Annotated in this window: 21 protein-coding genes and 1 pseudogene; 20 read left to right on the forward strand and 2 right to left on the reverse strand. The window is 59.1% G+C overall.

Translation table 11 applies throughout. The features are described from left to right. Positions 1 to 46: 46 nt before the first annotated feature. Both Q8O69_RS10585 and map read right to left on the reverse strand, forming a co-directional pair. Positions 47 to 2,749 carry a [protein-PII] uridylyltransferase gene (locus Q8O69_RS10585; protein WP_305591942.1) on the reverse strand — a complete coding sequence of 901 codons (2,703 nt, stop codon included), beginning with the start codon at positions 2,747 to 2,749 and terminating at the stop codon, positions 47 to 49. Positions 2,750 to 2,791: 42 nt separating this feature from the next. Further along, positions 2,792 to 3,574, reverse strand: a complete 783-nt coding sequence (map, locus tag Q8O69_RS10590) for a type I methionyl aminopeptidase (RefSeq protein ID WP_305591944.1) — start codon at positions 3,572 to 3,574, stop codon at positions 2,792 to 2,794. 287 nt (positions 3,575 to 3,861) lie between these two features. Here map and rpsB point away from each other — a divergent pair, with 287 nt between their 5' ends. From rpsB to Q8O69_RS10690, 20 genes and pseudogenes are all read left to right on the forward strand, one after another. Further along, entirely contained in the window at positions 3,862 to 4,605 is a 744-nt protein-coding gene (rpsB, locus tag Q8O69_RS10595; protein WP_275961183.1) for a 30S ribosomal protein S2, read from the forward strand. 183 nt (positions 4,606 to 4,788) lie between these two features. Then, entirely contained in the window at positions 4,789 to 5,655 is an 867-nt protein-coding gene (gene tsf, locus Q8O69_RS10600) for a translation elongation factor Ts (protein WP_305591946.1), read from the forward strand. Between the two features lie 190 nt (positions 5,656 to 5,845). Continuing rightward, positions 5,846 to 6,595 (forward strand): UMP kinase, encoded by a 750-nt coding sequence (gene pyrH / locus Q8O69_RS10605; protein WP_304865977.1) that lies wholly within the window; start codon positions 5,846 to 5,848, stop codon positions 6,593 to 6,595. Then, on the forward strand, positions 6,585 to 7,142 hold the full coding sequence (gene frr, locus Q8O69_RS10610; RefSeq protein ID WP_304865980.1) for a ribosome recycling factor: 558 nt from the start codon (positions 6,585 to 6,587) through the stop codon (positions 7,140 to 7,142). The genes pyrH and frr overlap by 11 nt, the downstream gene beginning before the upstream one ends. Positions 7,143 to 7,158: 16 nt before the next feature. Beyond that, the gene (gene uppS, locus Q8O69_RS10615; RefSeq protein WP_305591948.1) at positions 7,159 to 7,914 is read left to right on the forward strand and encodes a polyprenyl diphosphate synthase; all 756 of its coding nucleotides are present in this window, start codon (positions 7,159 to 7,161) and stop codon (positions 7,912 to 7,914) included. Beyond that, positions 7,914 to 8,729, forward strand: a complete 816-nt coding sequence (locus tag Q8O69_RS10620; protein ID WP_305591950.1) for a phosphatidate cytidylyltransferase — start codon at positions 7,914 to 7,916, stop codon at positions 8,727 to 8,729. Before uppS ends, Q8O69_RS10620 begins: the two co-directional genes overlap by 1 nt. Further along, the gene (gene ispC / locus Q8O69_RS10625) at positions 8,726 to 9,910 is read left to right on the forward strand and encodes a 1-deoxy-D-xylulose-5-phosphate reductoisomerase (RefSeq protein ID WP_305591952.1); all 1,185 of its coding nucleotides are present in this window, start codon (positions 8,726 to 8,728) and stop codon (positions 9,908 to 9,910) included. Before Q8O69_RS10620 ends, ispC begins: the two co-directional genes overlap by 4 nt. 21 nt (positions 9,911 to 9,931) lie before the next feature. Then, the gene (rseP, locus tag Q8O69_RS10630) at positions 9,932 to 11,284 is read left to right on the forward strand and encodes a sigma E protease regulator RseP (RefSeq protein WP_305591954.1); all 1,353 of its coding nucleotides are present in this window, start codon (positions 9,932 to 9,934) and stop codon (positions 11,282 to 11,284) included. Between the two features lie 89 nt (positions 11,285 to 11,373). Further along, a complete protein-coding gene (gene bamA / locus Q8O69_RS10635) occupies positions 11,374 to 13,722 on the forward strand; it encodes an outer membrane protein assembly factor BamA (RefSeq protein WP_305591956.1) in 2,349 nt (782 codons plus the stop codon). 43 nt (positions 13,723 to 13,765) lie between these two features. Next, positions 13,766 to 14,269 carry an OmpH family outer membrane protein gene (locus Q8O69_RS10640; protein WP_090248384.1) on the forward strand — a complete coding sequence of 168 codons (504 nt, stop codon included), beginning with the start codon at positions 13,766 to 13,768 and terminating at the stop codon, positions 14,267 to 14,269. After that, complete coding sequence (lpxD, locus tag Q8O69_RS10645; RefSeq protein WP_305591972.1) at positions 14,269 to 15,330, forward strand: UDP-3-O-(3-hydroxymyristoyl)glucosamine N-acyltransferase; 1,062 nt, start codon at positions 14,269 to 14,271, stop codon at positions 15,328 to 15,330. Before Q8O69_RS10640 ends, lpxD begins: the two co-directional genes overlap by 1 nt. A gap of 48 nt (positions 15,331 to 15,378) precedes the next feature. Then, on the forward strand, positions 15,379 to 15,819 hold the full coding sequence (fabZ, locus tag Q8O69_RS10650) for a 3-hydroxyacyl-ACP dehydratase FabZ (protein WP_160015687.1): 441 nt from the start codon (positions 15,379 to 15,381) through the stop codon (positions 15,817 to 15,819). After that, the gene (gene lpxA / locus Q8O69_RS10655; protein WP_305591960.1) at positions 15,816 to 16,592 is read left to right on the forward strand and encodes an acyl-ACP--UDP-N-acetylglucosamine O-acyltransferase; all 777 of its coding nucleotides are present in this window, start codon (positions 15,816 to 15,818) and stop codon (positions 16,590 to 16,592) included. Before fabZ ends, lpxA begins: the two co-directional genes overlap by 4 nt. Before the next feature lie 3 nt (positions 16,593 to 16,595). Further along, positions 16,596 to 17,729 (forward strand): lipid-A-disaccharide synthase, encoded by a 1,134-nt coding sequence (lpxB, locus tag Q8O69_RS10660; RefSeq protein ID WP_305591962.1) that lies wholly within the window; start codon positions 16,596 to 16,598, stop codon positions 17,727 to 17,729. Beyond that, positions 17,729 to 18,325, forward strand: a complete 597-nt coding sequence (gene rnhB / locus Q8O69_RS10665) for a ribonuclease HII (protein WP_305591964.1) — start codon at positions 17,729 to 17,731, stop codon at positions 18,323 to 18,325. Before lpxB ends, rnhB begins: the two co-directional genes overlap by 1 nt. 111 nt (positions 18,326 to 18,436) lie before the next feature. Continuing rightward, the gene (gene dnaE, locus Q8O69_RS10670) at positions 18,437 to 21,958 is read left to right on the forward strand and encodes a DNA polymerase III subunit alpha (RefSeq protein ID WP_305591965.1); all 3,522 of its coding nucleotides are present in this window, start codon (positions 18,437 to 18,439) and stop codon (positions 21,956 to 21,958) included. Between the two features lie 168 nt (positions 21,959 to 22,126). Next, the gene (locus Q8O69_RS10675; protein WP_305591966.1) at positions 22,127 to 23,077 is read left to right on the forward strand and encodes an acetyl-CoA carboxylase carboxyltransferase subunit alpha; all 951 of its coding nucleotides are present in this window, start codon (positions 22,127 to 22,129) and stop codon (positions 23,075 to 23,077) included. 60 nt (positions 23,078 to 23,137) lie between these two features. Further along, positions 23,138 to 24,454, forward strand: coding sequence for a tRNA lysidine(34) synthetase TilS (tilS, locus tag Q8O69_RS10680; RefSeq protein ID WP_305591967.1), 1,317 nt, complete (start codon positions 23,138 to 23,140; stop codon positions 24,452 to 24,454). A gap of 168 nt (positions 24,455 to 24,622) precedes the next feature. Then, entirely contained in the window at positions 24,623 to 26,254 is a 1,632-nt protein-coding gene (locus Q8O69_RS10685) for a CTP synthase (protein ID WP_305591968.1), read from the forward strand. Positions 26,255 to 26,258: 4 nt separating this feature from the next. Further along, a pseudogene (locus Q8O69_RS10690) lies at positions 26,259 to 26,677 on the forward strand (3-deoxy-8-phosphooctulonate synthase); the annotation flags it as partial.

Raw genomic sequence — 26,677 nt, forward strand, 5'->3', positions numbered from 1 at the left:
AGCGCCCGCATCGGGATGCAGGCGGCTCAAGGTAAGGGCAAGTGGTTTAAATAATGATTCGGCTCTGTTCGACCTGCGGGCCTGGCGCGTCCGACAGCTGCGCGACCATGGTTTCCTGCAGGCGCGTGCACAGCTCGGGGTCGGACAGCGGCTGGTTGTGCGCATCGGTGACGAAGAACACGTCTTCCACTCGCTCGCCCAGGGTGGCGATCTTGGCATTCTGCAGCGACAGGTCGAAGTCGAGGAAAATCCGCCCGATTCGCGCCAGCAGGCCTGGTCGATCCGGTGCGGTGACTTCGAGGATGGTCACTGGTCGGTGCGCATCGTTATGAATGGTCACTTGCGGCGCAAAAGCAAAGTGCTTGAGCTGGCGCGGTACCCGGCGTTGGATAATGGCCGGGTAGTCGTCTGGGTTCTTCAATGCGTCGACCAAGCCCTGGCGAATCTCTTTGATCCGCACTGGGTTCTCGCCAATCGAGCCGCCTTCGCCTTCGAGCACGATGTAGGTGTCGAGGGTGAACTGGCTGGTGGAGGTGAGAATCCGCGCGTCATGGATGTTCAGGTTGAGCTGGGCCATGGCCGCCACGGTCACGGCAAAGAAGTCGTGCTGATCCTGGGCGTAGATGAAGATCTGCGTGCCACCTTCAAACTCGCGCTGGGTGGTTTCCTTGATCAGTACTAACGGCTCGCTGTTGTTGCCGTGTTGCAGGATCGCCTCGCTGTGCCAGGCCACGTCAGATGCCGTGTGGCGCAGGAAGTAGTCGTCACCCAGTTGCGACCAGAGTTGCTCGGCATCATCCGGGTCGGTGCCGCCGCGCACTAGGATGTCCAGAGCGGCGATCTGCGTCAGTCGTATCTGCTCTTCGCGGTCCAGTGGGTTTTCTAGGCCGCGGCGCAGCGCACGCTTGGTCTCGGTATACAGCTGGCGCAGCAGGCTGGCGCGCCAGGAATTCCAAAGGCTAGGGTTGGTGGCGTTGATGTCGGCCACGGTCAGCACATAGAGGTAATCCAGGCGGGTTTGGTCGCCGACCAGGCGGGCGAAATCGAAGATTACCTGTGGGTCGGATAAATCCTTGCGCTGCGCCGTGGTGGACATCACCAGGTGGTGTTGCACCAGCCAAACGATCAGCTTGGAGTCCCAGTTTGGCAGCTGGTGGCGTACGCAGAAGGCTTCGGCATCCACTGCGCCGAGCTCCGAATGGTCGCCGCCACGGCCTTTGCCGATGTCGTGGTAAAGCCCAGCCATATAGATCAGCTCTGGCTTTGGCAGCTTGTCGATTAGTTTGCTGGCCAGGGGGAATTTTTCCGCAAGCTCGGTCCACTTGAACTTACGCAGGTGCTTGATCAGGTTCAGGGTGTGCGCATCGACCGTATAGATGTGGAACAGGTCGTGCTGCATCTGCCCGACAATATGGCCGAACTCCGGCAGGTACAGGCCGAGGATGCCGTAACGGTTCATCCGCCGCAGATTACGATGAATGCCTTGCGGGCTTTTGAACAGTTCAACGAACAGGCTGGTGTTGCGGATGTCACGGCGGAAATCATCGTCGATCAGGTGACGGTGCTCGCGCAGCAGGCGAATGCTATTGGCGCACACGCCTTTGATGTCGGGGTGCTGCGCCATCAGGACGAAGATTTCCATGATGGCAAACGGCGTACGCTTGAAGACGTTGGGGTGCGCGACCTCGATATAGCCATCCCGCAGCAGGAAACGACTGTTAAGCGGCGTGGCCTGGCCAATTTCGCCGGCGTTGAGGATTTGCTCTTCAAAGTGCTGGACGATCAGATCGCTCAATTCGGCGATCGCCATCACCACGCGGTAGTACTTCTGCATAAAGCGCTCAATGGCGCGCTTGCTGTCGCTGTCTTCGTAACCCAGCAGGGCCGCTACCTTGCTCTGGTGGTCAAACAGCAGACGGTCTTCGGCGCGGCCAGCGAGCATGTGCAGTGCGTAGCGCACCTTCCAGAGGAATTCCTGACTGGAGGCGAGCAGGGCGTATTCGCTTTCCAGCAAAAAGCCCTGGCCGACCATGGCGTGCAGGTTCAGCGTGCCGAAATGCCGGCGCGCCACCCAGAGAATGGTCTGGATATCGCGCAGGCCGCCGGGCGAACCTTTGACGTTGGGTTCCAGGTTGTATTCGGTGTCGTTGTATTTGCCGTGACGGGCGCGCTGCTCTTTATGCTTGGCCAGGAAGAACTGCTTGCTCGGCCACATCTGCTCGGTGCTGGTAACCAACTGCATGCGCTGACGCAGGCGTTCGGGGCCGGCGATGGTGCGGCTTTCCATCAGGTTGGTGATTACCGTCAGGTCGGCGCGCGCCTCTTCGGCGCACTCATCCACGCTGCGCACGCTTTGCCCGACTTCCAGGCCGATGTCCCACAGCAGGGTAAGGAAGCGTTCGATGGGCTCGCGGAAGGTCTCGTGGTCGGCATTGTCGAGCAGGATCAGCAGGTCGATGTCGGAGAAGGGGTGCAGCTCGCCCCGGCCATAGCCGCCGACGGCCAGCAGGGCGATGTCGGCGTCTTCACTCCAGGACAGGCGATCCCAGGCTTCACGCAGGATCTGGTCGACAAACCAGGCGCGGTCCTCGACCAGGCGGCGTACATCACGGCCGCTGGTAAAACGCCCGTCGAGCACTTCACGGGCGTGGCGAATGGCCTTCTTGAATGCCGCAATAGGGCTGGCCTTTAGGGCCAGTTCCGCCTGGAACTGGCCGCGGTCGAACAGCTCGGGATCTACCTGCGGCATTGCGGCCTTCCTTCTATCTATACAGCAGACTCAGCGAGAGGCTCAGGCCGATGTGCGGGCGATGGTGTCATCACTGCGCAGGGTAAAGATCTCGTAGCCATCAGCCGTCACCAGAATGGTGTGCTCCCACTGGGCTGAGAGCTTGCGGTCCTTGGTGATCGCGGTCCAGCCGTCACCCAGGGTGCGGGTTTCCGGGCGGCCCTGGTTGATCATCGGCTCGATGGTGAAGGTCATGCCTTCCTTCAGTTCCATGCCGGTGCCGGCGCGGCCGTAGTGCAGCACTTGCGGCTCTTCATGGAACACCGCGCCAATGCCGTGGCCGCAGTATTCGCGCACTACGGAAAAGCCGTTCTTCTCGGCATGCTTCTGGATCACTTCGCCGATGTCGCCCAGGCGCGTGCCGGGTTTGACCAGTTCGATGCCTTTATACATGCACTCCTGGGTGATCTTGGCCAGGCGCTCAGCCCACTCGGGCACTTTGCCGACCATAAACATCTTGCTGGTATCGCCGTGGTAGCCATCTTTGATCACGGTGATGTCGATGTTGATCACGTCACCTTCTTTCAGCGGCTTGTCATTCGGGATGCCATGGCAGACCACATGGTTGACCGAGGTGCAGATCGACTTGGGGAAGCCTTTGTAATTGAGCGGCGCAGGGATGGCCTGCTGCACGTTGACAATATAGTCATGGCAGATACGGTCGAGCGCTTCGGTGGTGACGCCGGGCTTGACGTGCTCGCCAATCATTTCCAGAACTTCGGCAGCCAGGCGACCGGCTACACGCATTTTCTCGATTTCGTCGGGCGTTTTGATGGTGACGGTCATGTGCGGCTCTCGAACGCGAACAGAAAGGGCGCCATCTTAACAGCTACAAGCCGCCAGCCATAAGCGTCACGTGAAAACCTGCCGCTGAGTCGGCTGCATATGTTGCGCTACTGCGAGTAGCTTGCCCCTGACTTTTATGGTATAAAACGCGCCGCTTTGCGGGCTGTGTGCCCGAAAGCTTAAACCCACACACGTATCGACACGGTTTCCTGGGTGCCTTGCGACAAGTTCGCCGGGTTGGAGATCGGGATACGTGGAGGCCTAACCCGACTTATCAAGGAACTATCATGTCCCAAGTCAACATGCGCGATATGCTGAAGGCCGGTGTGCACTTCGGCCACCAGACCCGTTACTGGAACCCGAAAATGGGCAAATACATTTTCGGCGCGCGCAACAAGATCCACATCATCAACCTTGAAAAAACCCTGCCAATGTTCAACGAAGCACTGTCCTTCGTTGAGAAACTGGCTTCGGGCAAAAACAAGATTCTGTTCGTGGGCACCAAGCGTTCCGCTGGCAAGATCGTTGCTGAAGAAGCAGCACGTTGCGGTTCGCCGTACGTCGATCATCGCTGGTTGGGCGGCATGCTGACCAACTACAAAACCATCCGCGCCTCGATCAAGCGTCTGCGTGATCTGGAAGTTCAGTCCCAGGACGGTACTTTCACTAAGCTGACCAAGAAAGAAGCCCTGATGCGCACCCGTGATCTGGAAAAACTGGATCGCAGTCTGGGTGGTATCAAGGACATGGGCGGTCTGCCAGACGCTCTGTTCGTGATTGACGTTGACCACGAGCGCATTGCTATCACCGAAGCCAACAAACTGGGTATCCCAGTTATCGGCATCGTCGATACCAACAGCAGCCCGGAAGGCGTTGACTACATCATCCCAGGTAACGATGACGCCATCCGCGCCATCCAGTTGTACATGGGTGCAATGGCTGACTCGGTAATCCGTGGTCGCACCAACGCTAACGGCGGCACCGACGAGTTCGTCGAGCAAGCCCCGGCTGCAGAAGCTGCTGAAGGCTAAGTAAAACGCGTATAGCGTTTGCTTAGTTCGCAAAAAGGGGGCTTGGCCCCCTTTTTGCCACCTTGAAAACCATCGCCGACGTGCAGTTGCAATTGTTCCTAGTCATTGTCGGCAATGTGTTACGAATTGAGCGCCCGTTTTTGGCGGGTGGAATGGTTAACAACCTATCCAGAGGATTTTGAAATGGCAGAAATTACTGCAGCGTTGGTTAAAGAACTGCGTGAGCGTACTGGCGAAGGCATGATGGATTGCAAGAAGGCCTTGACCAAGGCTGGCGGCGACATCGAAAAAGCCATCGACGACATGCGTGCTTCCGGCGCGATCAAAGCTGCCAAGAAAGCTGGCAACGTGGCTGCCGAAGGCGCCATCAGCATCAAGGAAGATGGCAAGACTGCCGTTATTCTCGAAGTTAACTCGCAGACCGACTTCCTGGCTCTGCAGGATGACTTCAAGAGCTTCGTTGCTGCCAGTGTCGAGAAAGCCTTCGCTGACAAGCTGTCTGAAGTTGAGCCGCTGATCGCTGCTCAGGAAGAAGCCCGTCTGGCCCTGGTTGCCAAGTGCGGCGAGAACGTCAATATCCGTCGTCTGGCGCGTATTGAAGGTGACGTTCTGGGTTCTTACCTGCACGGCAACAAGATCGGTGTTGTGGTTGTGCTCAAGGGCGGCACCGTCGACCTGGCCAAAGACATCGCCATGCACGTAGCTGCAAGCAACCCTGAGTTCCTGCTGCCTTCGGAAGTTTCCGCTGAAGCCATCGAGCGCGAGAAAGCCGTGTTCGTCAGCCTCAACGAAGACAAGATCAAGGGCAAGCCGGCCGAAATCGTCGAGAAGATGGTTGCTGGTCGTATCCAGAAGTTCCTTGCTGAAGCCAGCCTGGTTGAGCAAGCCTTCGTTAAGGATCCGGAAATCAAGGTCGGTGCTCTGGCCAAGAAAGCCGGTGCTGAAATCGTTTCCTTCACCTACTTCAAGGTTGGCGAAGGCATCGAGAAGCCGGTCGACAACTTTGCTGAAGAAGTTGCTGCGCAAGTAGCTGCTGCCAGCAAGCAGTAAGACGGCTAACCGCTGTTGCCCCAAAGAGGCTGCCCGCTAACGCGCGCGGCCTCTTTGTCAAATTGAGGGCACAGCTAAGCTGTGGAGTGGTTGGGGCATTGGCACCAATGACTCGGGGCGCTGTCGAAGCGCTCGATAAAAGCGAACCGAAGGTTTGCACAGAATTCAAACGCCGCAGGAGAGACTCGCAATGGCTCAGCAGATGAGTGGTCGTCAACCGCGCTACAAGCGCATTCTGCTCAAACTTAGCGGCGAGGCCCTGATGGGGTCGGAAGATTTCGGCATCGATCCCAAGGTGCTTGACCGCATGGCGCTGGAAGTCGGCCAACTGGTCGGTATCGGTGTGCAGGTCGGCTTGGTGATCGGTGGTGGCAACCTGTTCCGTGGCGCGGCGCTGAGCGCGGCGGGTATGGATCGGGTCACCGGCGACCATATGGGCATGCTGGCTACCGTGATGAACGCCTTGGCCATGCGCGACGCGCTGGAGCGTTCGAATATTCCGGCAATCGTCATGTCGGCCATCTCCATGGTTGGGGTGACCGATCACTACGACCGGCGCAAGGCGCTGCGTCATCTGAAAACCGGTGAGGTGGTGATTTTCGCCGCTGGCACTGGTAATCCGTTCTTCACCACCGACTCGGCCGCTTGCCTGCGCGCCATCGAAATCGATGCTGACGTGGTGCTCAAAGCGACCAAGGTGGATGGTGTGTACACTGCCGATCCATTCAAAGACCCGCATGCCGAGAAGTTCGAGCGCCTGACTTACGATGAGGTGCTCGACCGCAAGCTGGGCGTAATGGATCTGACGGCCATCTGTCTGTGCCGCGACCATAATATGCCGCTGCGCGTTTTCAACATGAACAAGCCCGGTGCCCTGCTGAACGTTGTAGTCGGCGGCGCTGAAGGCACTCTGATTGAGGAAGATAAACATGATCAATGAGATCAAGAAAGACGCTCAGGTACGCATGCAGAAGAGCCTGGAATCGCTGCTCCATGCCTTCAGCCGAATCCGTACCGGTCAGGCGCACCCGAGCATCCTCGGCGGTGTGATGGTGCCTTACTACGGCTCTGACACCCCGCTGAACCAGGTCGCTAACGTCACTGTGAAGGACTCGCGCACCCTGCAGGTTGTAGCCTTCGAGCGCAATATGCTGGCGGCTGTCGATAAAGCGATCCAGAGCTCCGGTCTGGGCTTCAATCCGACCAACCTGGGTGAGCTGCTGCTGATCTCCATGCCAGCGCTGACTGAAGAAACCCGCAAGGGCTTCACCAAGCAGGCCCGTGACGCGGCTGAAGATGGCCGTGTAGCCGTGCGCAATATCCGTCGTGATGCCTTGAGCCAGTTGAAAGACCTGGTCAAGGAGAAGGAAATCAGCGAAGACGAAGAGCGCCGTGCCGCCGACGAAATCCAGAAGCTGACCGACAAGTTCGTCGCGGAAATCGAAGTCGCAGTGAAGCAGAAAGAAGCGGATCTGATGGCCGTTTAACGGCCAGGACATCGTCATGGAAAAGACCAAAGACGGTAGTCCGTTCGCCGTGCCACGGCATGTGGCGATCATCATGGACGGTAATAATCGCTGGGCGAAGAAGCGTCTGCTGCCCGGCGTTGCTGGCCATAAAGCCGGTGTCGATGCGGTGCGCGCGGTGATCGAGGTGTGCGCTGAGGCTGGGGTCGAGGTGCTGACGCTGTTCGCCTTTTCCAGCGAAAACTGGCAGCGCCCGGCTGATGAGGTCAGTGCGCTGATGGAGCTGTTTCTCAGTGCATTGCGCCGCGAGGCGAAGAAGCTCAATGCCAATGACATCAGTCTGCGCATCATCGGTGATCGCTCGCGCTTTCACCCTGAGTTGCAGGCCGCGATGCGTGAGGCCGAGACACAGACTGCCGGCGATAAGCGCTTTGTCCTGCAGGTGGCGGCCAACTATGGTGGCCAGTGGGATATTGCCCAGGCCGCGCAGCGTTTGGCCCGTGAAGTTCAAGGCGGCCATTTGCGCGCCGAGGACATCACCCCCGAGTTGCTGCAGAGCTGTCTGGTGACGGGCGATTTGCCGCTGCCGGATCTGTGCATCCGCACCGGCGGCGAGCACCGCATCAGCAACTTCCTGCTTTGGCAGCTGGCTTACACCGAGTTGTATTTCTCCGACCTGTTTTGGCCGGATTTCAAACACGACGCCATGCGCAAAGCCTTGGCCGATTTTGCTAGCCGCCAGCGTCGCTTTGGGAAAACCAGCGATCAGGTGGCTGCTGAGGCCCGTAGCTGATGCTCAAACAACGAATTATCACCGCGCTGGTGCTGTTGCCATTCGCCCTGGGTGGCTTCTTTCTGCTTAATGGCGCGCTGTTTGCGCTGTTTATTGGCGCAGTGGTCGGTCTAGGTGCCTGGGAGTGGGCGCGTCTGGCAGGTTTTACTGCGCAGGTGCAGCGTGTTGCTTACGCCGCGTTGGTAGCGGCGTTGCTGTTTGGCTTGTATCTGCTGCCCGCGCTGGCGCCTTGGGTGCTGTTGCTTGGGGTTGTCTGGTGGGCGGCGGCGACCTTTCTGGTCTTGGGTTATCCCGCCAGCAGCCGTTATTGGACGCAGGCTCCGGTCAGATTGCTGATCGGCTTGCTGATTCTGCTGCCAGCCTGGCAGGGCCTGGTGTTGTTCAAGCAGTGGCCTGAAGCAAACTGGCTGATTCTCGCGGTGATGGTGTTGGTGTGGGGCGCGGACATCGGCGCCTATTTCGCCGGCCGGCGCTTCGGCAAGCGCAAGCTGGCCCCGCAGGTCAGTCCCGGTAAAAGCTGGGAAGGGGTGTTCGGTGGTCTGCTGGCGACTCTGCTGATTTGCCTGGGCGTAGCAATTTACCGTGACTGGTCGTTTGCCAGCCTGCTGCTGGGTTTGCTCGGCACCGCCGTGGTGGTGCTGATCTCGGTGGTCGGCGATCTAACCGAAAGCATGTTCAAGCGCCAGTCGGGGGTTAAGGACAGCAGTAATCTGCTGCCGGGCCATGGCGGCGTGCTAGATCGTATCGACAGCCTGACGGCGGCTATCCCAGTGTTCGCCGCGTTGCTGTGGCTGGCGGGCTGGGGCGCGCTGTGAGTCACCCGCAGCAGATTACCGTGCTGGGGGCGACCGGTTCGATCGGTCTAAGCACCCTCGATGTCATTGCGCGCCATCCTGAGCGTTATCAAGTATTCGCGTTGTCCGGCTTCAGTCGTCTGACTGAGCTGGAAGCGCTGTGCATGATCTATCGCCCACGCTTCGCTGTGGTGCCGCAGGCTCTAGCGGCTCGTCACCTGCAGGAAGGTTTGCGCGCTGCCGGTCTGGCCACTCAGGTGCTGCATGGCCCTGAAGGTTTGTGTGAGGTGGCAGCGCATCCTGAAGTGGATGCGGTGATGGCCGCCATCGTCGGTGCGGCGGGCTTGCCGCCGACTCTGGCGGCGGTCGAGGCCGGCAAGAAGGTGCTGCTGGCCAACAAAGAAGCCCTGGTGATGTCAGGTGCGCTATTTATGCAGGCTGTGCGTAAAAGCGGCGCCTTACTGCTGCCGATCGACAGTGAGCACAACGCGATTTTTCAGTGCCTGCCGGGTGGCTACGCCCGCGGCCTGTCGCAAGTTGGGGTGCGGCGTATTCTGCTCACCGCCTCGGGCGGGCCGTTTCGCGAAATGCCGTTGGAGCAGTTGCATGCAGTTACTCCCGAGCAGGCGTGCGCGCACCCCAATTGGTCGATGGGGCGCAAGATTTCGGTCGATTCGGCGAGCATGATGAACAAAGGCCTGGAGCTGATCGAGGCCTGCTGGTTGTTTGATGCCAAACCTGCTCAGGTTGAGGTGGTGGTGCATCCGCAGAGCGTGATCCATTCGCTGGTCGATTATGTCGACGGTTCGGTGCTGGCCCAGTTGGGCAATCCGGATATGCGCACGCCGATCAGTCATGCCCTGGCCTGGCCGGAGCGGATTGACTCGGGTGTGGCGCCGCTGGATCTGTTTGCCATCGCGCGGCTGGACTTCCAGGCGCCGGACGAGCAGCGCTTTCCTTGTTTGCGTCTGGCGCGTGAGGCGGCCCAGGCCGGCGGGACGGCGCCGGCCATGCTCAATGCGGCCAACGAGGTAGCGGTTGCGGCGTTCCTGGAGCGGCGCATCCGCTTTCCCGAGATCGCGAGTATGATCGAAGACGTTCTGCATACTGAACCCGCCCTGGCGGTTGAGAGTCTGGATACGGTGCTGGCCGCTGATGGTCGGGCCCGTGATCTGGCTGAGCAATGGCTGAGTCGGCGCTGATCGCCGACGCGGAGACGTTTGATGAGTGCGCTTTATATGCTGGTCGGCACCCTGGTTGCGTTGGGCGTGCTGGTAACCATTCACGAGTACGGGCACTTCTGGGTCGCTCGTCGTTGTGGGGTCAAGGTGCTGCGGTTTTCCGTCGGCTTTGGCAGCCCGTTGCTGCGTTGGCATGACCGCCAGGGCACTGAGTTTGTAGTGGCCGCCATCCCGCTGGGCGGCTACGTGAAAATGCTCGATGAGCGCGAAGGCGATGTGCCGCCGGAGCTGCTTGATCAGTCGTTCAATCGCAAGTCGGTCCAGCAGCGTATTGCCATTGTGGCGGCCGGGCCGGTGGCGAATTTCCTGCTTGCGCTGCTGTTCTTCTGGGTTGTGGCGATGCTGGGCAGCCAGCAGGTGCGCCCGGTTATCGGCGCGGTCGAGGCGGGCAGTCTGGCCGATGTCGCTGGCCTGCAGGCCGGCCAGGAGATCATTGCAATTGATGGTAAGCCCACCACTGGTTGGGCTGCGGTGAATCTGCAGCTGGTCAGTCGCTTGGGTGAAAGCGGTCGTTTGGATCTGGCGGTGCGCGAGCCGGGTTCGTCGGTCGACAGTCCGCGGCAGATCGTGCTGGATAACTGGCTGCGTGGCGCCGATGAGCCTAACCCTATCGCCTCTTTGGGCATTCGGCCTTGGCGTCCCGTGCTGCCGCCGGTGCTGGCGCAGCTTGACCCTGAAGGCCCGGCATTTTCGGCGGGCTTGCAGGTCGGTGATCGTCTGCTGGCGTTGGATGGTCAGCCGCTGGCTGATTGGCAGCAGTTGGTGGATCAGGTCCGTGGCTTGCCGGGTAAAAAGATTGGTTTGCTGGTGGAGCGTCAAGGTCAACAACTGGATGTTCCGCTCACCCTGGCTGCGCGCGGTGAGGGTGAGTCGCTCAGTGGTTATCTGGGTGCAGGTGTTGCGGGTGGCGAATGGCCGCCTGAGATGTTGCGCGAAGTCAGTTACGGTCCCCTGGAAGCCATCGCCGAAGGTGTCAAAAACACCTGGGCAATGAGCGTTCTGACCCTTAATTCCCTGAAGAAAATGCTGTTTGGCGAGCTCTCGGTAAAAAACTTGAGCGGGCCGATAACCATTGCTAAAGTGGCGGGCGCTTCTGCTGAGTCAGGTTTGAGTGATTTTCTTAAATTTCTCGCCTACTTGAGCATTAGTCTGGGGGTTCTTAATTTGTTGCCTATCCCCGTGCTGGATGGGGGGCATCTGCTTTTTTATCTGGTCGAGTGGGTGCGTGGTCGCCCGCTGTCCGAACGGATACAGGGTTGGGGGATGCAGATCGGTATCAGTTTGGTCATCGGGGTGATGTTGCTGGCCCTGGTAAACGACTTGGGCCGCCTGTAGCCGCTGCTGAATTACGCTCTCGGTACGAACAAGACGTGTCGCACTAAGCGGCAGATTTTTTATTGTCAGTTGGAATAAGAAAGGACTTCATGAAACGTCTGCTGCTACCTGCGGTGCTTGCCGCACTGATGATCACCGAAGTTCACGCCGAGTCCTTCACCATCTCCGATATCCGGGTCACCGGTCTGCAGCGCGTTTCCGCGGGCAGCGTATTCGGTGCCTTACCCCTCAATGTGGGCGCGCAAGCCGATGACCGTTCGCTGGTTGAGGCGACCCGCGAACTGTTCAAAACCGGTTTCTTCCAGGACATCCAGCTTGGTCGCGATGGCGATGTGCTGGTTGTCACTGTGGTTGAGCGTCCGTCGATCTCCAGTATCGAGATTGAAGGCAACAAGGCCATTAGCAGCGAAGACCTGCTCAAAGGCCTGAATCAATCGGGTCTGGCCGAAGGCGAGATTTTCCAGCGGGCTACCCTGGAAGGCGTGCGTAACGAGTTGCAGCGCCAGTACGTCGCTCAGGGCCGTTACTCCGCAGAAATCGAAGCCGAAGTGATCCCGCAGCCGCGCAACCGCGTGGCGCTGAAGATCAACATCAATGAAGGTTCGGTTGCCGCGATTCAGCACATTAACGTGGTGGGTAACTCGGTCTTTTCCGATGAAGACCTGATCGACCTGTTCGAGCTGAAGACCACCAACTGGCTGTCCTTCTTCAAGAATGATGACAAGTACGCCCGTGAGAAGCTCTCCGGCGACTTGGAGCGCCTGCGTTCCTATTACCTGGATCGCGGCTATATCAACATGGATATCAGCTCCACTCAGGTATCCATTACCCCAGACAAGAAGCACGTCTATGTCACGGTCAACGTCGACGAAGGCGCGAAGTACACCGTGCGTGAGGTCAAACTCAGCGGTGAACTGAAGGTGCCGGAAGAAGAAGTCCGCGCCTTGCTGCTGGTTCAGGAAGGCCAGGTGTTCTCGCGTAAAGTGATGACCACCACCTCCGAGCTGATTACCCGTCGCCTGGGTAACGAAGGCTATACCTTCGCCAACGTCAACGGCGTGCCAGAAGCCCATGACGATGGCACCGTATCCATTACCTTTGTCGTTGACCCGGGCAAGCGTGCCTACGTTAACCGCATCAATTTCCGTGGTAACACCAAGTCCGAAGACGAAGTGTTGCGCCGTGAAATGCGTCAGATGGAAGGTGGTTGGGCCTCGACTTACCTGATCGATCAGTCCAAGACCCGTCTTGAGCGTCTCGGCTACTTCAAGGAAGTCAACGTCGAAACCCCGCAGGTACCAGGCACCGACGACCAGATCGACGTCAATTACAGCGTTGAAGAGCAGGCATCTGGTTCTATCACCGCAAGTATCGGCTTCGCTCAAAACGCGGGTCTGATTCTCGGTGGCTCGATTACCCAGAACAACTTCCTGGGGACCGGTAACAAGGTCAGCGTCGGCCTGACCCGCAGTGAATACCAGAGCAACTACAACTTTGGTTTCGTTGACCCCTACTGGACCCCAGACGGCGTCAGCTTGGGCTACAACGCCTTCTTCCGTGAAACCGATTACGACGAGCTGAATACCAGCGTTTCTAGCTATTCGGTGGACAGCTATGGCGCGGGTGTCAGCATTGGTTATCCAATCAGCGATACCTCGCGTCTGACTTATGGTCTGACTATCCAGAACGACAGTATCGGCACTGGCATATACACCGTTGACGAAATTTTCGACTTTATTCAGCAAGAGGGCGACAGCTACCTGAACCTCAAGGCCTCGATTGGCTGGTCTGAATCGACCCTGAACCGTGGTGTGCTGGCGAACCGCGGTCATTCGCAAAGTCTGGTGTTCGAGACCACAGTTCCGGGAAGCGATCTGTCGTTCTTCAAAGTGGATTACCGTGGCCAGGTATTCAAGCCACTGAACGATACCTACACCATGCGCTTCCATACCCAGCTGGGCTTTGGTGAAAGCTATGGCTCCACCTCGGATCTGCCGTTCTACGAGCATTACTACGCCGGTGGCTTTAACTCGGTGCGCGGTTTCAAGGACAGCAGCCTGGGGCCGCGTAGTACGCCGAGTAAAGGTACCAACCCTGGTACAGCCTTTGATCCGGATCAAGATCCACTGCCATTTGGTGGCAACGTTCTGGTACAAGGCGGCGTCGAGCTCTTGTTCCCAATGCCGTTCGTGAAAGATCAGCGTTCGCTGCGTACCGCACTGTTCTGGGACGTGGGTAATGTGTTTGACACCAATTGCGGTAAGACCCAGAAGGACTGCAACAATATCGATCCAGGCCAACTGGCCAGCTCGGTGGGTGTTGGTTTGACCTGGATCACCGCGCTAGGTCCGCTGAGCTTCAGTTTGGCCATGCCAATCGTCAAACCGGATGATGCCGATACGCAGATTTTCCAGTTCTCTCTCGGTCAGACGTTCTAAGCGTCGGATTTTTGAATACCAACAGTTTTGCAGGAGTTGCACCGTGCGTAAGTTGACTCAACTGGTTTTGTTAAGCGTTGCCTTGCTGGCAACCCCGGCGTTTGCCGAGATGAAAGTAGCGGTACTGAACTATCAAATGGCGTTGCTGGAATCTGACGCTGCCAAGCGCTACGCCGTGGATGCCGAGAAGAAATTCGGTCCGCAGCTGAACAAGCTGAAAACCCTGGAAAGCGACGCCAAGCGCATTCAGGACCGCCTGGTCAAAGACGGTGAAAAAATGCAGACCGCTGAGCGTGAGCGCCTGGAGCTTGAATTCAAGCAAAAAGCCCGTGATTTCCAGTTCCAGTCCAAGGAGCTGAACGAGTCCAAAGCTGTAGCGGATCGTGAAATGCTGAAAAAGCTCAAGCCCAACCTGGACAAGGCCGTGGAAGAAGTGATCAAGACCGGTAACTTCGACCTGGTGCTGGAGCGCGGCGCGGTGATTGATGTCAAGCCTCAGTTCGACATCACCCGCCAGGTTATCGAGCGCATGAATCAGCTGCGCTGATCATGAGTGCAACGGTTTATACCCTTGGCCAGTTGGCCGAGCGTCTGGGCGCCACCTTGCGTGGTGCCACGGACAAGCCGATCAGCGGCTTGGCTACCTTGCAGGAAGCTGGCGCTGATCAGCTGAGCTTTCTCGCCAATGCGCAGTACCGCAAGTTTCTCTCGGGCTGCCAGGCTGGCGCGGTGCTGTTGACTGCCGCTGATGCCGAAGGCTATGCCGGTAATGCACTTGTCGTCGGCAACCCTTATCTGGCGTATGCCGAACTCTCCCATCTGTTTGACCGCAAGCCTCGTGCGTTGCCTGGCGTGCATCCCACCGCCGTGGTGGCGGTAGATGCGCAGATCGATGCGACTGCCAGTGTTGGCGCCTATGCGGTGATCGAGAGTGGCGCGCAGATTGCGGCTGACGTAACCGTTGGCGCGCAGTGTGTTGTTGGCGCGCGTTCGGTGATCGGTGAGGGCGGCTGGTTGGCTCCGCGAGTGACGCTGTATCACGACGTGCGGATCGGTAAGCGCGTGGTTATTCAGTCCGGCGCGGTGATTGGTGGTGAGGGCTTCGGCTTTGCCAACGAGAAAGGCGTCTGGCAGAAGATCGCGCAGATCGGTGGGGTGACCATCGGTGATGATGTCGAGATCGGCGCCAATACCACCGTCGACCGTGGCGCGCTGTCGGACACGCTGATTGGCAATGGCGTCAAGCTGGATAACCAGATCATGATCGCGCACAACGTGCAGATCGGCGACAACACGGCCATGGCCGGTTGCGCGGGGATTTCCGGCAGCACCAAGATCGGCAAGAACTGCATGATTGCTGGTGGCGTGGGCATGGTTGGGCATATCGAAGTATGCGACAACGTGTTCGTCACCGGCATGACCATGGTCACCCGCTCGATCACCGAGCCGGGCTCCTATTCGTCGGGCACCGCCATGCAGCCGGCGGCTGAATGGCGCAAGAGCGCGGCACGGATTCGGCAATTAGATGATATGGCGCGACGCCTGCAACAGTTGGAAAAGCAGCTGGCCGCCGTGACCCCAGCTGCCGACACTTCATCTGATGCCTGAGCCGGTATTTACCGGCTTCTCTTTTTTCTCTTACAGGCTTCTCTGCACATGATGGACATTAACCAGATTCGCGAATACTTGCCGCACCGCTATCCGTTCCTTCTGGTGGATCGGGTGGCTGAGCTGGATATTGAAGGTAAGCGAATTCGCGCCTACAAGAATGTCAGCATCAATGAGCCGTTCTTCAACGGGCATTTTCCTGAGCACCCTATCATGCCGGGCGTGTTGATCATCGAAGCCATGGCTCAGGCTGCCGGCATTCTTGGTTTCAAGATGATGGATCTGAAGCCCTCCGATGGCACCCTGTATTACTTTGTCGGCTCCGACAAGCTACGCTTTCGCCAGCCAGTGGTGCCGGGTGATCAGCTGATCCTCGAAGCCCGCTACCTGAGCAGCAAGCGCAGCATCTGGAAGTTCGAGTGCAAGGCCAGCGTCGACGGCAAGGAAGTCTGCTCGGCAGAAATCATCTGTGCGGAACGCAAACTATGAGTTTGATTGACCCTCGCGCCATCATTGATCCCAGTGCCAAGTTGGCTGACGACGTAGTCGTCGGCCCTTGGTCGATAGTCGGGGCCGATGTAGAAATTGGCGAGGGTACAGTGATCGGCCCCCATGTGATCCTCAAGGGGCCGACCAAGATCGGTAAACATAACCGCATCTATCAGTTCTCCTCGGTGGGTGAAGATACCCCCGATCTCAAGTACCAGGGCGAGGCGACTCGGCTGGTAATTGGCGATCACAATGTGATCCGCGAGGGTGTGACCATCCACCGCGGCACCGTGCAGGATCGCAGCGAAACCACCCTTGGCGACCACAACCTGATCATGGCCTATGCCCACATCGGCCATGACAGCGTGATCGGTAACCATTGCATCCTGGTCAACAACACCGCCTTGGCCGGGCATGTGTGGGTCGATGACTGGGCGATTCTCTCTGGCTACACCCTGGTGCATCAGTTCTGTCGCATCGGTGCGCACAGCTTTTCCGGTATGGGCACGGCGATCGGCAAGGATGTGCCGGCGTTTGTCACCGTGTTCGGCAATCCGGCTGAAGCGCGCAGCATGAACTTCGAAGGCATGCGCCGCCGTGGTTTCAGCGCCGAGGCAATTGCCGCCTTGCGCCGTGCCTACAAAATTGTCTATCGCCAGGGGCTTACGGTTGAGCAGGCGATGGGTGAGCTGGCCGAGTCGTCCGCAGAATTTCCCGAAGTCGCGATCTTCCGCGATTCCATCCAGGCTTCAAGCCGCGGCATTACCCGATAATTTATGACTGACCTGATGCGTATCGCGCTGGTCGCTGGCGAGGCGTCTGGCGATATTCTCGGCGCGGGCCTGATGCAGGCCCTCAAAGCCCAATACCCACAGATCGAATTTATCGGTGTCGGTGGCCCGCTGATGCAGGCTCAGGGACTGAATTCCTATTTCCCGATGGAGCGCTTGTCGGTGATGGGCTTGGTCGAGGTACTTGGCCGCCTTCCCGAACTGCTGTCACGGCGCAAGCGACTGATCAACAGCTTGATCGCGGCCAAGCCGGACGTGTTTATCGGCATCGATGCGCCGGATTTCAACCTGACCCTGGAGCTCAAGCTGCGTCAGGCGGGCATCAAGACCGTGCATTACGTCAGCCCGTCCGTATGGGCCTGGCGGCAGAAGCGCGTGTTGAAGATTCGTGAGGCCTGCGACCTGATGCTGACCCTGTTCCCGTTCGAGGCGCAGTTCTATCAGGATCATCAGGTGCCGGTGCGCTTTGTCGGCCACCCGCTGGCCGATACCATTCCGCAGCAGGCGGATCGCGCTGCGGCCCGTGAGGCGCTGAATTTGGCGCAGGATCAGCCGGTGGTTGCCCTGATGCCGGGCAGCCGCGGTGGCGAAGTATCGCGTCTGGGCAGCCTGTTTCTTGATGCGGCAGTGCGTTTGCGTACTTTGCGCCCCGGTATTCAGTTTGTGTTGCCCTGTTCCAGCCCGGAGCGTCGTGCACAGCTTGAGCAGATGCTGGTGGGCCGCGATCTGCCGCTGACCTTGCTCAATGGCCGTTCCCATGAGGCGCTGGCGGCCTGTGATGCGGTGTTGATCGCCTCCGGTACGGCGACCCTTGAGGCCTTGTTGTACAAGCGGCCGATGGTGGTTGCCTACAAGGTTGCACCACTGACCTATCGCATCCTCAAGCGCCTGGTCACAAGTGCCTATATCTCCCTGCCGAATCTGCTGGCTGAGCGTTTGCTGGTACCCGAGATGATTCAGGATGCCGCCACGCCCGAGGCATTGGCTCAGTTGCTGGCGCCATTGCTGGATGGCGGCGAGGTGCAGACCGAAGGCTTTGATGTGATTCACCGGGCGCTGCGACGTGACGCTTCGGTGCAGGCTGCTAAAGCCGTGTTGCAGCTGACAGGGCGCGGCTGATGCAGCTTGGGCTGGATTTCACTCTGGTGCAGGAGCTGGTGGCTGGCGTCGATGAAGTCGGCCGCGGCCCGCTCTGCGGCGCCGTGGTGACGGCGGCGGTGATTCTCGATCCGGCACGGCCGATTCTCGGTCTGAACGATTCGAAAAAGCTGACCGAGGCGCGTCGCGAGATGCTCTTCGACGAAATTCGCGAAAAAGCCCTGGCCTGGTGCATCGCCCGCGCCGAGGTGGAAGAAATCGATCAGCTGAATATCCTGCAGGCCACCATGCTAGCCATGCAACGCGCGGTCGAGGGCTTGAGTGTCACGCCCAAGCTGGCGCTGATCGATGGCAATCGCTGCCCGAAACTGCAGGTGCCCAGCGCCGCGGTGATTAAAGGCGATAGCCAGGTGCCGGCGATTGCTGCGGCATCGATTCTGGCCAAGGTCAGCCGTGATCGCGAGATGCAGCTGCTTGATCAGCAATACCCCGGTTACGGTATCGCCGGGCACAAAGGCTACCCCACTCCGCTACACCTGGAAGCGCTGCGGCGCCTGGGGCCGACTCCGATTCACCGGCGCTCTTTTGGCCCGGTACGTGCGTTGTTGGACGACTGACACAACGTCCGCGCAATTCCCTCGTTATCCTGTGCCCGGTAGCGCTTGTCGCGCGCTGCTGCGGTTGTACAATCCCTGCCTTGTCGTTTTTGCGTTTTGTATAGGACTGCCATGACCGCTTCGTTCGTCCACCTGCGTTTGCACACCGAGTTTTCCCTGGTCGACGGGCTGGTGCGGGTCAAGCCACTGATCAAGTCGGTGGCGGCAGCCGGAATGCCGGCGGTAGCGGTTACCGATATGAGCAATATGTGCTCATTGGTGAAGTTCTATAAAGCGGCCATGGGTGGCGGTATCAAGCCGATCTGCGGCGCCGACATCTGGTTGGCCAGTGCCGATGAAGATGGCCCGCTCAGCCGTATGACCCTGCTGGCGATGAATGCCAAGGGTTACCGCAACCTCACCGAGCTGGTTTCGCGCGGCTGGAGCGAAGGGCAGAGCAATGACCTGGTGATCATCCAGCGTGATTGGGTCAAGGAAGCGGCCGAGGGCTTGATTGCCTTGTCTGGCGCAAAGGAAGGCGAGGTCGGTCATGCTTTGCTCGATGGCGAACCGGAAGAAGCCGAGGCCGTGCTGCGCGAATGGCTGGCCGTGTTCCCCGAGCGTTTCTACCTGGAAGTGCAGCGCACCGACCGGGTTAACGACGAGGAGCATCTGCACGCTGCGGTGGCCCTGGCCGATAAGGTCGGCGCGCCGCTGGTGGCGACCAACGATGTGCGCTTTATCAAGCAAGACGATTTCGCCGCCCACGAAACCCGCGTGTGCATCGGCGAAGGCCGTAGCCTGGATGACCCGCGCCGTCTGCGCACCTATTCCGATCAGCAGTACCTGAAAACGCCGGAGGAAATGGCCGAGCTGTTTAGCGACCTGCCGGAAGCCCTGGAAAACACCGTCGAGATCGCCAAGCGCTGCAATATCGAAGTGCAGCTGGGCAAATACTTCCTGCCGGACTTCCCCGTGCCAGCCGGCATGACCATGGACGAATACTTTCGCCAGGTCTCGTTCGAGGGCCTGGAAGAGCGCCTGGCGGTGCTCTGGCCGAAGGAAACTACGCCGAATTACGAAGAGAAGCGTCAGGTCTATATCGACCGGCTGAATTTCGAGCTGGATATCATCATCCAGATGGGCTTCCCCGGTTACTTCCTGATCGTAATGGACTTTATCAAGTGGGCGAAGAACAACGGCGTGCCGGTGGGCCCAGGCCGTGGGTCGGGTGCCGGTTCGCTGGTGGCCTACGTACAGAAGATCACCGACCTCGACCCACTGGCCTATGACCTGCTGTTCGAACGTTTCCTCAACCCTGAACGGGTTTCCATGCCCGACTTCGACGTCGACTTCTGCATGGACGGCCGCGACCGGGTGATCGATTACGTGGCCGAGAAATACGGCCGCAATGCGGTGAGCCAGATCATCACCTTCGGCACCATGGCGGCCAAGGCTGTGGTACGCGACGTGGCGCGGGCGCAGGGCAAGTCCTACGGGCTGGCCGACCGCCTGTCGAAGATGATTCCTTTCGAAGTCGGCATGACCCTGGAAAAAGCCTACGAGATGGAAGAGCCGCTGCGCGACTTCCTCAAGGTCGACGAGGACGCCCGGGAAATCTGGGAAATGTCGCTCAAGCTCGAAGGCATCTGTCGCGGTACCGGTAAGCACGCCGGTGGTGTGGTTATCGCGCCGACCAAACTCACCGACTTCTCGCCGATTGCCTGCGATGACGAAGGCGGCGGCCTGGTAACCCAGTTCGATAAGGACGATGTGGAATCCGCTGGCCTGGTGAAGTTCGACTTCCTCGGCCTGCGTACCCTGACGATCATCAAGTGGGCGATGGAAACCATCAACCGCGAGCAGGCCAAGAAGGGCCTGCCGGACCTGAACATCGACTTTATCCCGCTGGATGACAAGCCGACGTTCAGCATGCTGCAGAAAGCCGAGACCACTGCGGTGTTCCAGCTTGAATCGCGCGGCATGAAGGAGCTGATCAAGAAGCTCAAACCGGACTGCCTGGAAGACATGATCGCTCTGGTGGCCTTGTTCCGTCCGGGGCCGCTGCAGTCGGGCATGGTGGACGACTTTATCAACCGTAAGCACGGTCGCGAGCCGATTTCCTACCCGCATCAGGACTACCAGTACGCGGGCCTGGAACCGGTACTCAAGCCGACCTACGGCATCATCCTGTACCAGGAACAGGTGATGCAGATCGCCCAGGTTATGGCTGGGTATACGCTGGGTGGCGCGGATATGCTGCGCCGCGCCATGGGTAAGAAAAAGCCCGAGGAGATGGCCAAGCAGCGCGGCGGCTTTATTGAAGGCTGCGCCAGCAACGGGATCGATGCAAACCTGGCAGGTAACATCTTCGATCTTGTGGAAAAGTTCGCCGGTTACGGTTTCAACAAGTCGCACTCTGCTGCCTATGGCTTGCTCTCGTATCAGACGGCCTGGCTCAAGGCGCACCACTCGGCGGCCTTTATGGCGGCGGTGTTGTCGGCGGATATGCACAACACCGACAAGGTGGTCACCCTGATCGAGGAATGCCGCAGCATGAAGCTGCGCCTCGACGCGCCGGATGTGAACATCTCCGAGTTCAAGTTCACGGTTAACAACGAAGGCTGGATCGTCTACGGCCTGGGCGCGATCAAGGGCGTGGGCGAGGGGCCGGTGGAGGCCATCGTTGAGGCGCGTCAGGACGGACCGTTCAAGGATCTGTTCGACTTCTGCTCGCGGGTCGACCTCAAGCGCATCAACAAGCGCACCCTCGAAGCACTAATTCGCAGTGGTGCACTGGATCGTCTGGGGCCGCACTTCCATGAAGAGCTGAAAGCCTACAAGGCCAATATCGACCGCAATCGTGCGGTATTGCTGGGTGCAATGGAGGAGGCCGTGCAGGCCGCCGAGCAGACCGCGCGCAGCGCCGAGAGCGGGCATATGGACCTGTTCGGCGGAGTGTTTGCCGATGCGGAGGCGGATGTTTACCTCAACCATCTGCGCGCCCGCGAGCTGACGCTTAAAGAGCGTCTCAAGGGTGAAAAAGACACCCTGGGCCTGTACCTGACCGGTCACCCGATTGATGAGTACGAAGGCGAGGTACGGCGCTTTGCTCGCCAGCGCATCGTCGACCTGAAAGCTGCGCGCGGCGATCAGACGATTGCCGGTCTGGTGGTCAACCTGCGGGTGATGAAGAACAAGAAGGGCGACAAGATGGGCTTTATCACCCTCGATGACCGTTCCGGGCGGATCGAGGCCTCCCTGTTTGCCGAAGCGTTCAACAGTGCTCAGGCACTGTTGCAAACCGACGCTCTGGTTGTGGTCGAGGGCGAGGTGAGCAATGACGACTTCTCCGGTGGCCTGCGCTTGCGCGCCAAGCGCGTGATGAGCCTGGAGGAAGCGCGTACCGGCCTGGCCGACAGCCTGCGTCTGAAGGTCGCCAGCAGCGCTTTGCAGGGTGATCGTCTGCGTTGGTTAGCCGACTTGTGCGGCCGTCACCGCGGCGCGTGCCCGATCACCGTCGACTACAGCGGCAGCGATGCCAAGGCACAATTGCAGTTTGGCGAAGGTTGGCGCATTGAGCCGGCTGACAGTCTGATTCAGGCATTGCGTGACCAGTTCGGCCGCGACAACGTCTTTTTGCACTACCGCTGATTTGCGAGGCTCAGGCTTCGCCGGTCGGTCGTGATACCCAGCGGGTTCTGTATTGAAGGCTTTCGTGCAGAACCGGGTGTCGACCTGAATGCGCCTGCTGCTATAAGGTAGGGCGCGATAACGGATACAGCTCCCGGCCACTTGGCCGTCGACGCAAGACGGATGACTATGAACCCGAATTTTCTCGATTTCGAACAGCCGATCGCCGACCTGCAAGCCAAGATCGAAGAGCTTCGCCTGGTCGGTAACGACAACTCGTTGAACATCAACGATGAAATCGCCCGCCTGCAGGACAAGAGCAGCTCGCTGACCGAAACTATTTTCGGCAACCTGAGCAGCTGGCAGATCGCCCAGCTGGCGCGCCACCCACGCCGTCCTTATACCCTGGATTACCTGCAGCACATCTTTACCGAATTCGATGAACTGCATGGCGACCGCCATTTCTCCGACGACGCGGCCCTGGTGGGCGGCGTTGCCCGTCTGGACGGTGAGCCGGTGATGGTTATCGGTCACCAGAAAGGCCGTGAGATTCGCGAGAAGGTGCGCCGCAACTTTGGCATGCCGCGTCCGGAGGGCTACCGCAAGGCGTGCCGCCTGATGGAAATGGCTGAGCGTTTCAAGATGCCGATCCTGACCTTTATTGACACCCCGGGTGCCTACCCAGGCATCGACGCCGAAGAGCGTAACCAGAGCGAAGCCATCGCCTGGAACCTGCGCGTTATGGCGCGCCTGAAAACCCCGATCATCGCCACTGTAATCGGTGAAGGTGGTTCCGGCGGTGCCCTGGCGATTGGTGTGTGCGATCAGCTGAACATGCTGCAGTATTCCACCTACTCGGTGATCTCGCCGGAAGGTTGTGCCTCTATTCTGTGGAAAACCGCAGAAAAGGCGCCGGATGCTGCCGAAGCGATGGGCATTACTGCCGAGCGCCTAAAAGGCCTGGGCATTGTTGACCAGGTGATTGGTGAACCGCTCGGTGGTGCGCACAGTGACCCAGCTGCTGCTGCCGAATCGGTGCGTCAGGCTTTGCTGGCGCAGCTGACAATGCTCAAGACCTTCGATACCGAAGCGCTGCTCAAGCGTCGTTATGAGCGTCTGATGAGCTACGGGATTGCCTGATTGCTCGGCAGTTGCGTATACAACGGGCCTTCGGGCCCGTTGTTGTTTTAAGCTTGGCCGATGACTCCTGTGCATATTCGTTTGCTTGATGCCTTGCAGCCCTGGCTCGGTGCCCCAGGCTGGTGTGTTGCCCTGTCCGGCGGGCTGGATTCCACGGTGCTGCTGCACCTGCTGGCCAGCCTCGCACAACGCGAGGCATTGCCGCCACTTTCCGCTATCCATATTCATCACGGCCTGCAGGTGGAGGCTGATGCCTGGCCGACACATTGCCGTGAACTGTGTGCGGCCTTGTCTGTGCCGTTGCAGGTTGATTATGTCCAGGTCGCTCCTGGGGCGAGTCTGGAGCGTGCGGCGCGCGAGGCTCGCTACGCGGCTTTTGCTGCCCGTCTAGATACCGATGAGTTGCTGCTAACTGCGCAGCATCGCGATGATCAGGCCGAAACCCTGTTGTTTCGCCTGTTGCGCGGTGCCGGCGTGCAGGGTTTGTCGGCCATGCCGGTGAGTCGTGCATTGGGAGCGGGGCAGCTGGTTCGGCCGCTACTCAACTGCTCGCGCGATGAGCTGTTGGCTTATGCCCGTGAGCACAAGCTGACCTGGATCGAAGATCCGTCAAATGCCGATGAGCGCTTCTCGCGCAATTACCTACGTCGTCAGGTGTTGCCTGCGCTGCTTGGTCGCTGGCCGCAGGCCTCAGCCAATATGGCCCGCAGCGCCGCGCACTTGAGTGAGGCTGCGCAGTTGCTTGATGAGTTGGCACAGCAGGATATGGCTGCCGCGCAGGGGGCAGCCGAGTTTGCCTGGCTGCCGTTACCAAATCTGGCACTGCCTACGCTGCGCGATCTGAGTGAGTCGCGCCAGCGCAATGCCCTGCGTTATTGGTTGAGGCCGCTCACAGCGATGCCCGACAGCGAGCACTGGGCAGGCTGGCGGGCACTGCGCGATGCCGCGCCGGATGCTGCGCCAATCTGGAAGCTGACAGCAGGGGAGCTGCGCCGCAGTGATGAGCGTCTGTGGTGGGTGGCGGGTGATTGGCTGTGCTCGCCCGTGCCGGTCAATGTGACGCTTCAAGGTAATCAGCAGGTGGTATTGCCCGCTAATGGCACTGTGCGGATTGACGGTCAGTTACCTTCAGGTAACTGGCAGTTGGGTTACCGCCAGGGCGGCGATCAGCTTCTTTTACCGGGACGTGGGCACCGCGATCTCAAGCGCTTGTTTAATGAGCTGCGTGTGCCGGCCTTTGTTCGTGATCGCCTGCCGCTGCTGCGTCTGGATAACCGGGTTATGGCGATCGCCAACCTGCCAGGTATGCAGGGCGCCGCCGATGGCAGCTGGCAATTGCATTGGCAGCCACCGACGAATGATCAAGGTTTGAGCTGATAAGCCCTTTCCGGTAGACTACGCTCCCGTCTTACTACAGCTTTTGTTGACTCCCCTTGGGGATCGGCAGGGCTAGCTCATTGCAGTGCATCGCAGAGAGCCGCTTCGGTATTCCTTCGCTTTCCCCGGCGGCATTGACCGCTTAAACGCAGACTTCTAGGGTTTTTCATGACGCGCTACATATTCGTCACGGGTGGTGTTGTTTCTTCATTGGGGAAAGGCATCGCCTCGGCTTCATTGGCGGCTATCCTGGAGGCGCGGGGCCTGAAGGTCACCATGCTCAAGCTGGATCCCTATATCAACGTCGATCCGGGCACCATGAGCCCGTTCCAGCACGGTGAGGTGTTCGTCACCCACGACGGCGCTGAGACCGACCTTGACCTGGGCCACTATGAGCGGTTTATCCGCACCACCATGACCCAGAACAACAACTTCACCACTGGTCGCGTCTACGAAGACGTGCTGCGCCGCGAGCGCCGTGGTGATTACCTGGGCGCGACCATTCAGGTCATCCCGCACATCACCGACGAGATCAAGCGCCGCATCATCAAGGGTGCTGGCGATGCTGACGTGGCCATGGTTGAAATCGGCGGCACAGTGGGCGACATCGAGTCGCAACCGTTCCTCGAAGCCATTCGCCAGCTGCGTGTGGAAGTAGGCGCCAAGCGCGCCATGCTGATGCACCTGACTCTGGTGCCGTATATCGCCACCGCTGGCGAAACCAAGACCAAGCCGACTCAGCATTCGGTGAAAGAACTGCGCTCCATCGGCCTGCAGCCAGACGTGCTGATCTGCCGCTCCGACCACCCGATCGATATTTCCTCGCGCCGCAAGATCGCGCTGTTCACCAACGTTGAAGAGCGTGCGGTGATTTCCCTGGAAGACGTCGACACCATCTACAAGATCCCCGGCGTGCTGCATGCCCAAGGTCTGGATGATTTCGTCGTCGAGCGCTTCGGTCTGGAGTGCAACGGTGCCGACCTGTCCGAGTGGGACCGCGTGGTCGATGCCAAGCTCAATCCTGAGCACGAAGTCACCATCGCCATGGTCGGCAAGTACATGGAGCTGCTGGATGCCTACAAGTCGCTGATCGAAGCGATGAGCCATGCCGGTATCCAGAACCGCACCAAGGTCAACCTGCGTTATATCGACTCCGAAGACATCGAGAACAAAGGCACCGCACTGCTCGAAGGTGTGGACGCCATTCTGGTGCCAGGCGGCTTCGGTCTGCGCGGTGTGGAAGGCAAGATCAAGACCGTGCAGTACGCCCGTGAGAACAAGATTCCCTACCTGGGTATCTGCCTCGGCATGCAGGTCGCGGTTATCGAGTTCGCCCGCAATGTGCTGGGCTGGAGCGATGCCAACTCCACCGAATTCGATACCGTAGGTGCTCATCCAGTTGTCGGTCTGATCACCGAATGGCAGGACGCCACCGGCGTTACCGAACAGCGTACTGATGCTTCCGATCTGGGCGGCACCATGCGTCTGGGCGCGCAAGACTGCCAGCTGCTGTCCGGCTCGCAAGTACACGCTTGCTACGGCAAAGATGTGATCGTCGAGCGTCATCGTCATCGTTATGAAGTGAACAACAACCTGTTGCCGCAGCTGATCGAAGCCGGCCTCAAGGTCACTGGTCGCTCGGGCGACGGCGCGTTGGTTGAAGTGGTGGAAGCACCGGATCATCCATGGTTCGTCGCTTGCCAGTTCCACCCTGAGTTCACTTCGACTCCACGTGATGGCCATCCGCTGTTCAGTGGTTTTGTCACTGCAGCGCTGACGCAAAAAGCCAAGAAGGCCTAGGGATATGGCGCAGAAAATCATCAAGGTTGGCGACATTCAAATCGCCAACGACAAGCCGTTTGTGCTGTTCGGCGGGATCAACGTAATCGAATCTCGCGATCTTGCCATGCGCGCCTGTGAAGAGTATGTGCGGGTTACCGACAAGCTCGGCATTCCCTACGTGTTCAAGGCCAGTTTCGACAAGGCTAATCGCTCGTCTGTGACTTCATTCCGTGGCCCAGGCCTGGAAGAGGGCATGAAGGTCTTCGAGGAAATCAAAAAGACCTTCGGCGTGCCGGTGATCACCGACGTGCATGAGCCGCATCAGGCGCAGCCTGTGGCCGATGTCTGCGACATTATCCAGTTGCCGGCGTTTCTTTCGCGGCAGACCGACCTGGTCGTGGCCATGGCCAAGACCGGCGCGGTGATCAATATCAAGAAAGC

The sequence above is a fragment of the Pseudomonas sp. genome (assembly GCF_030690725.1).
Classification (GTDB): Bacteria; Pseudomonadota; Gammaproteobacteria; order Pseudomonadales; family Pseudomonadaceae; genus Aquipseudomonas.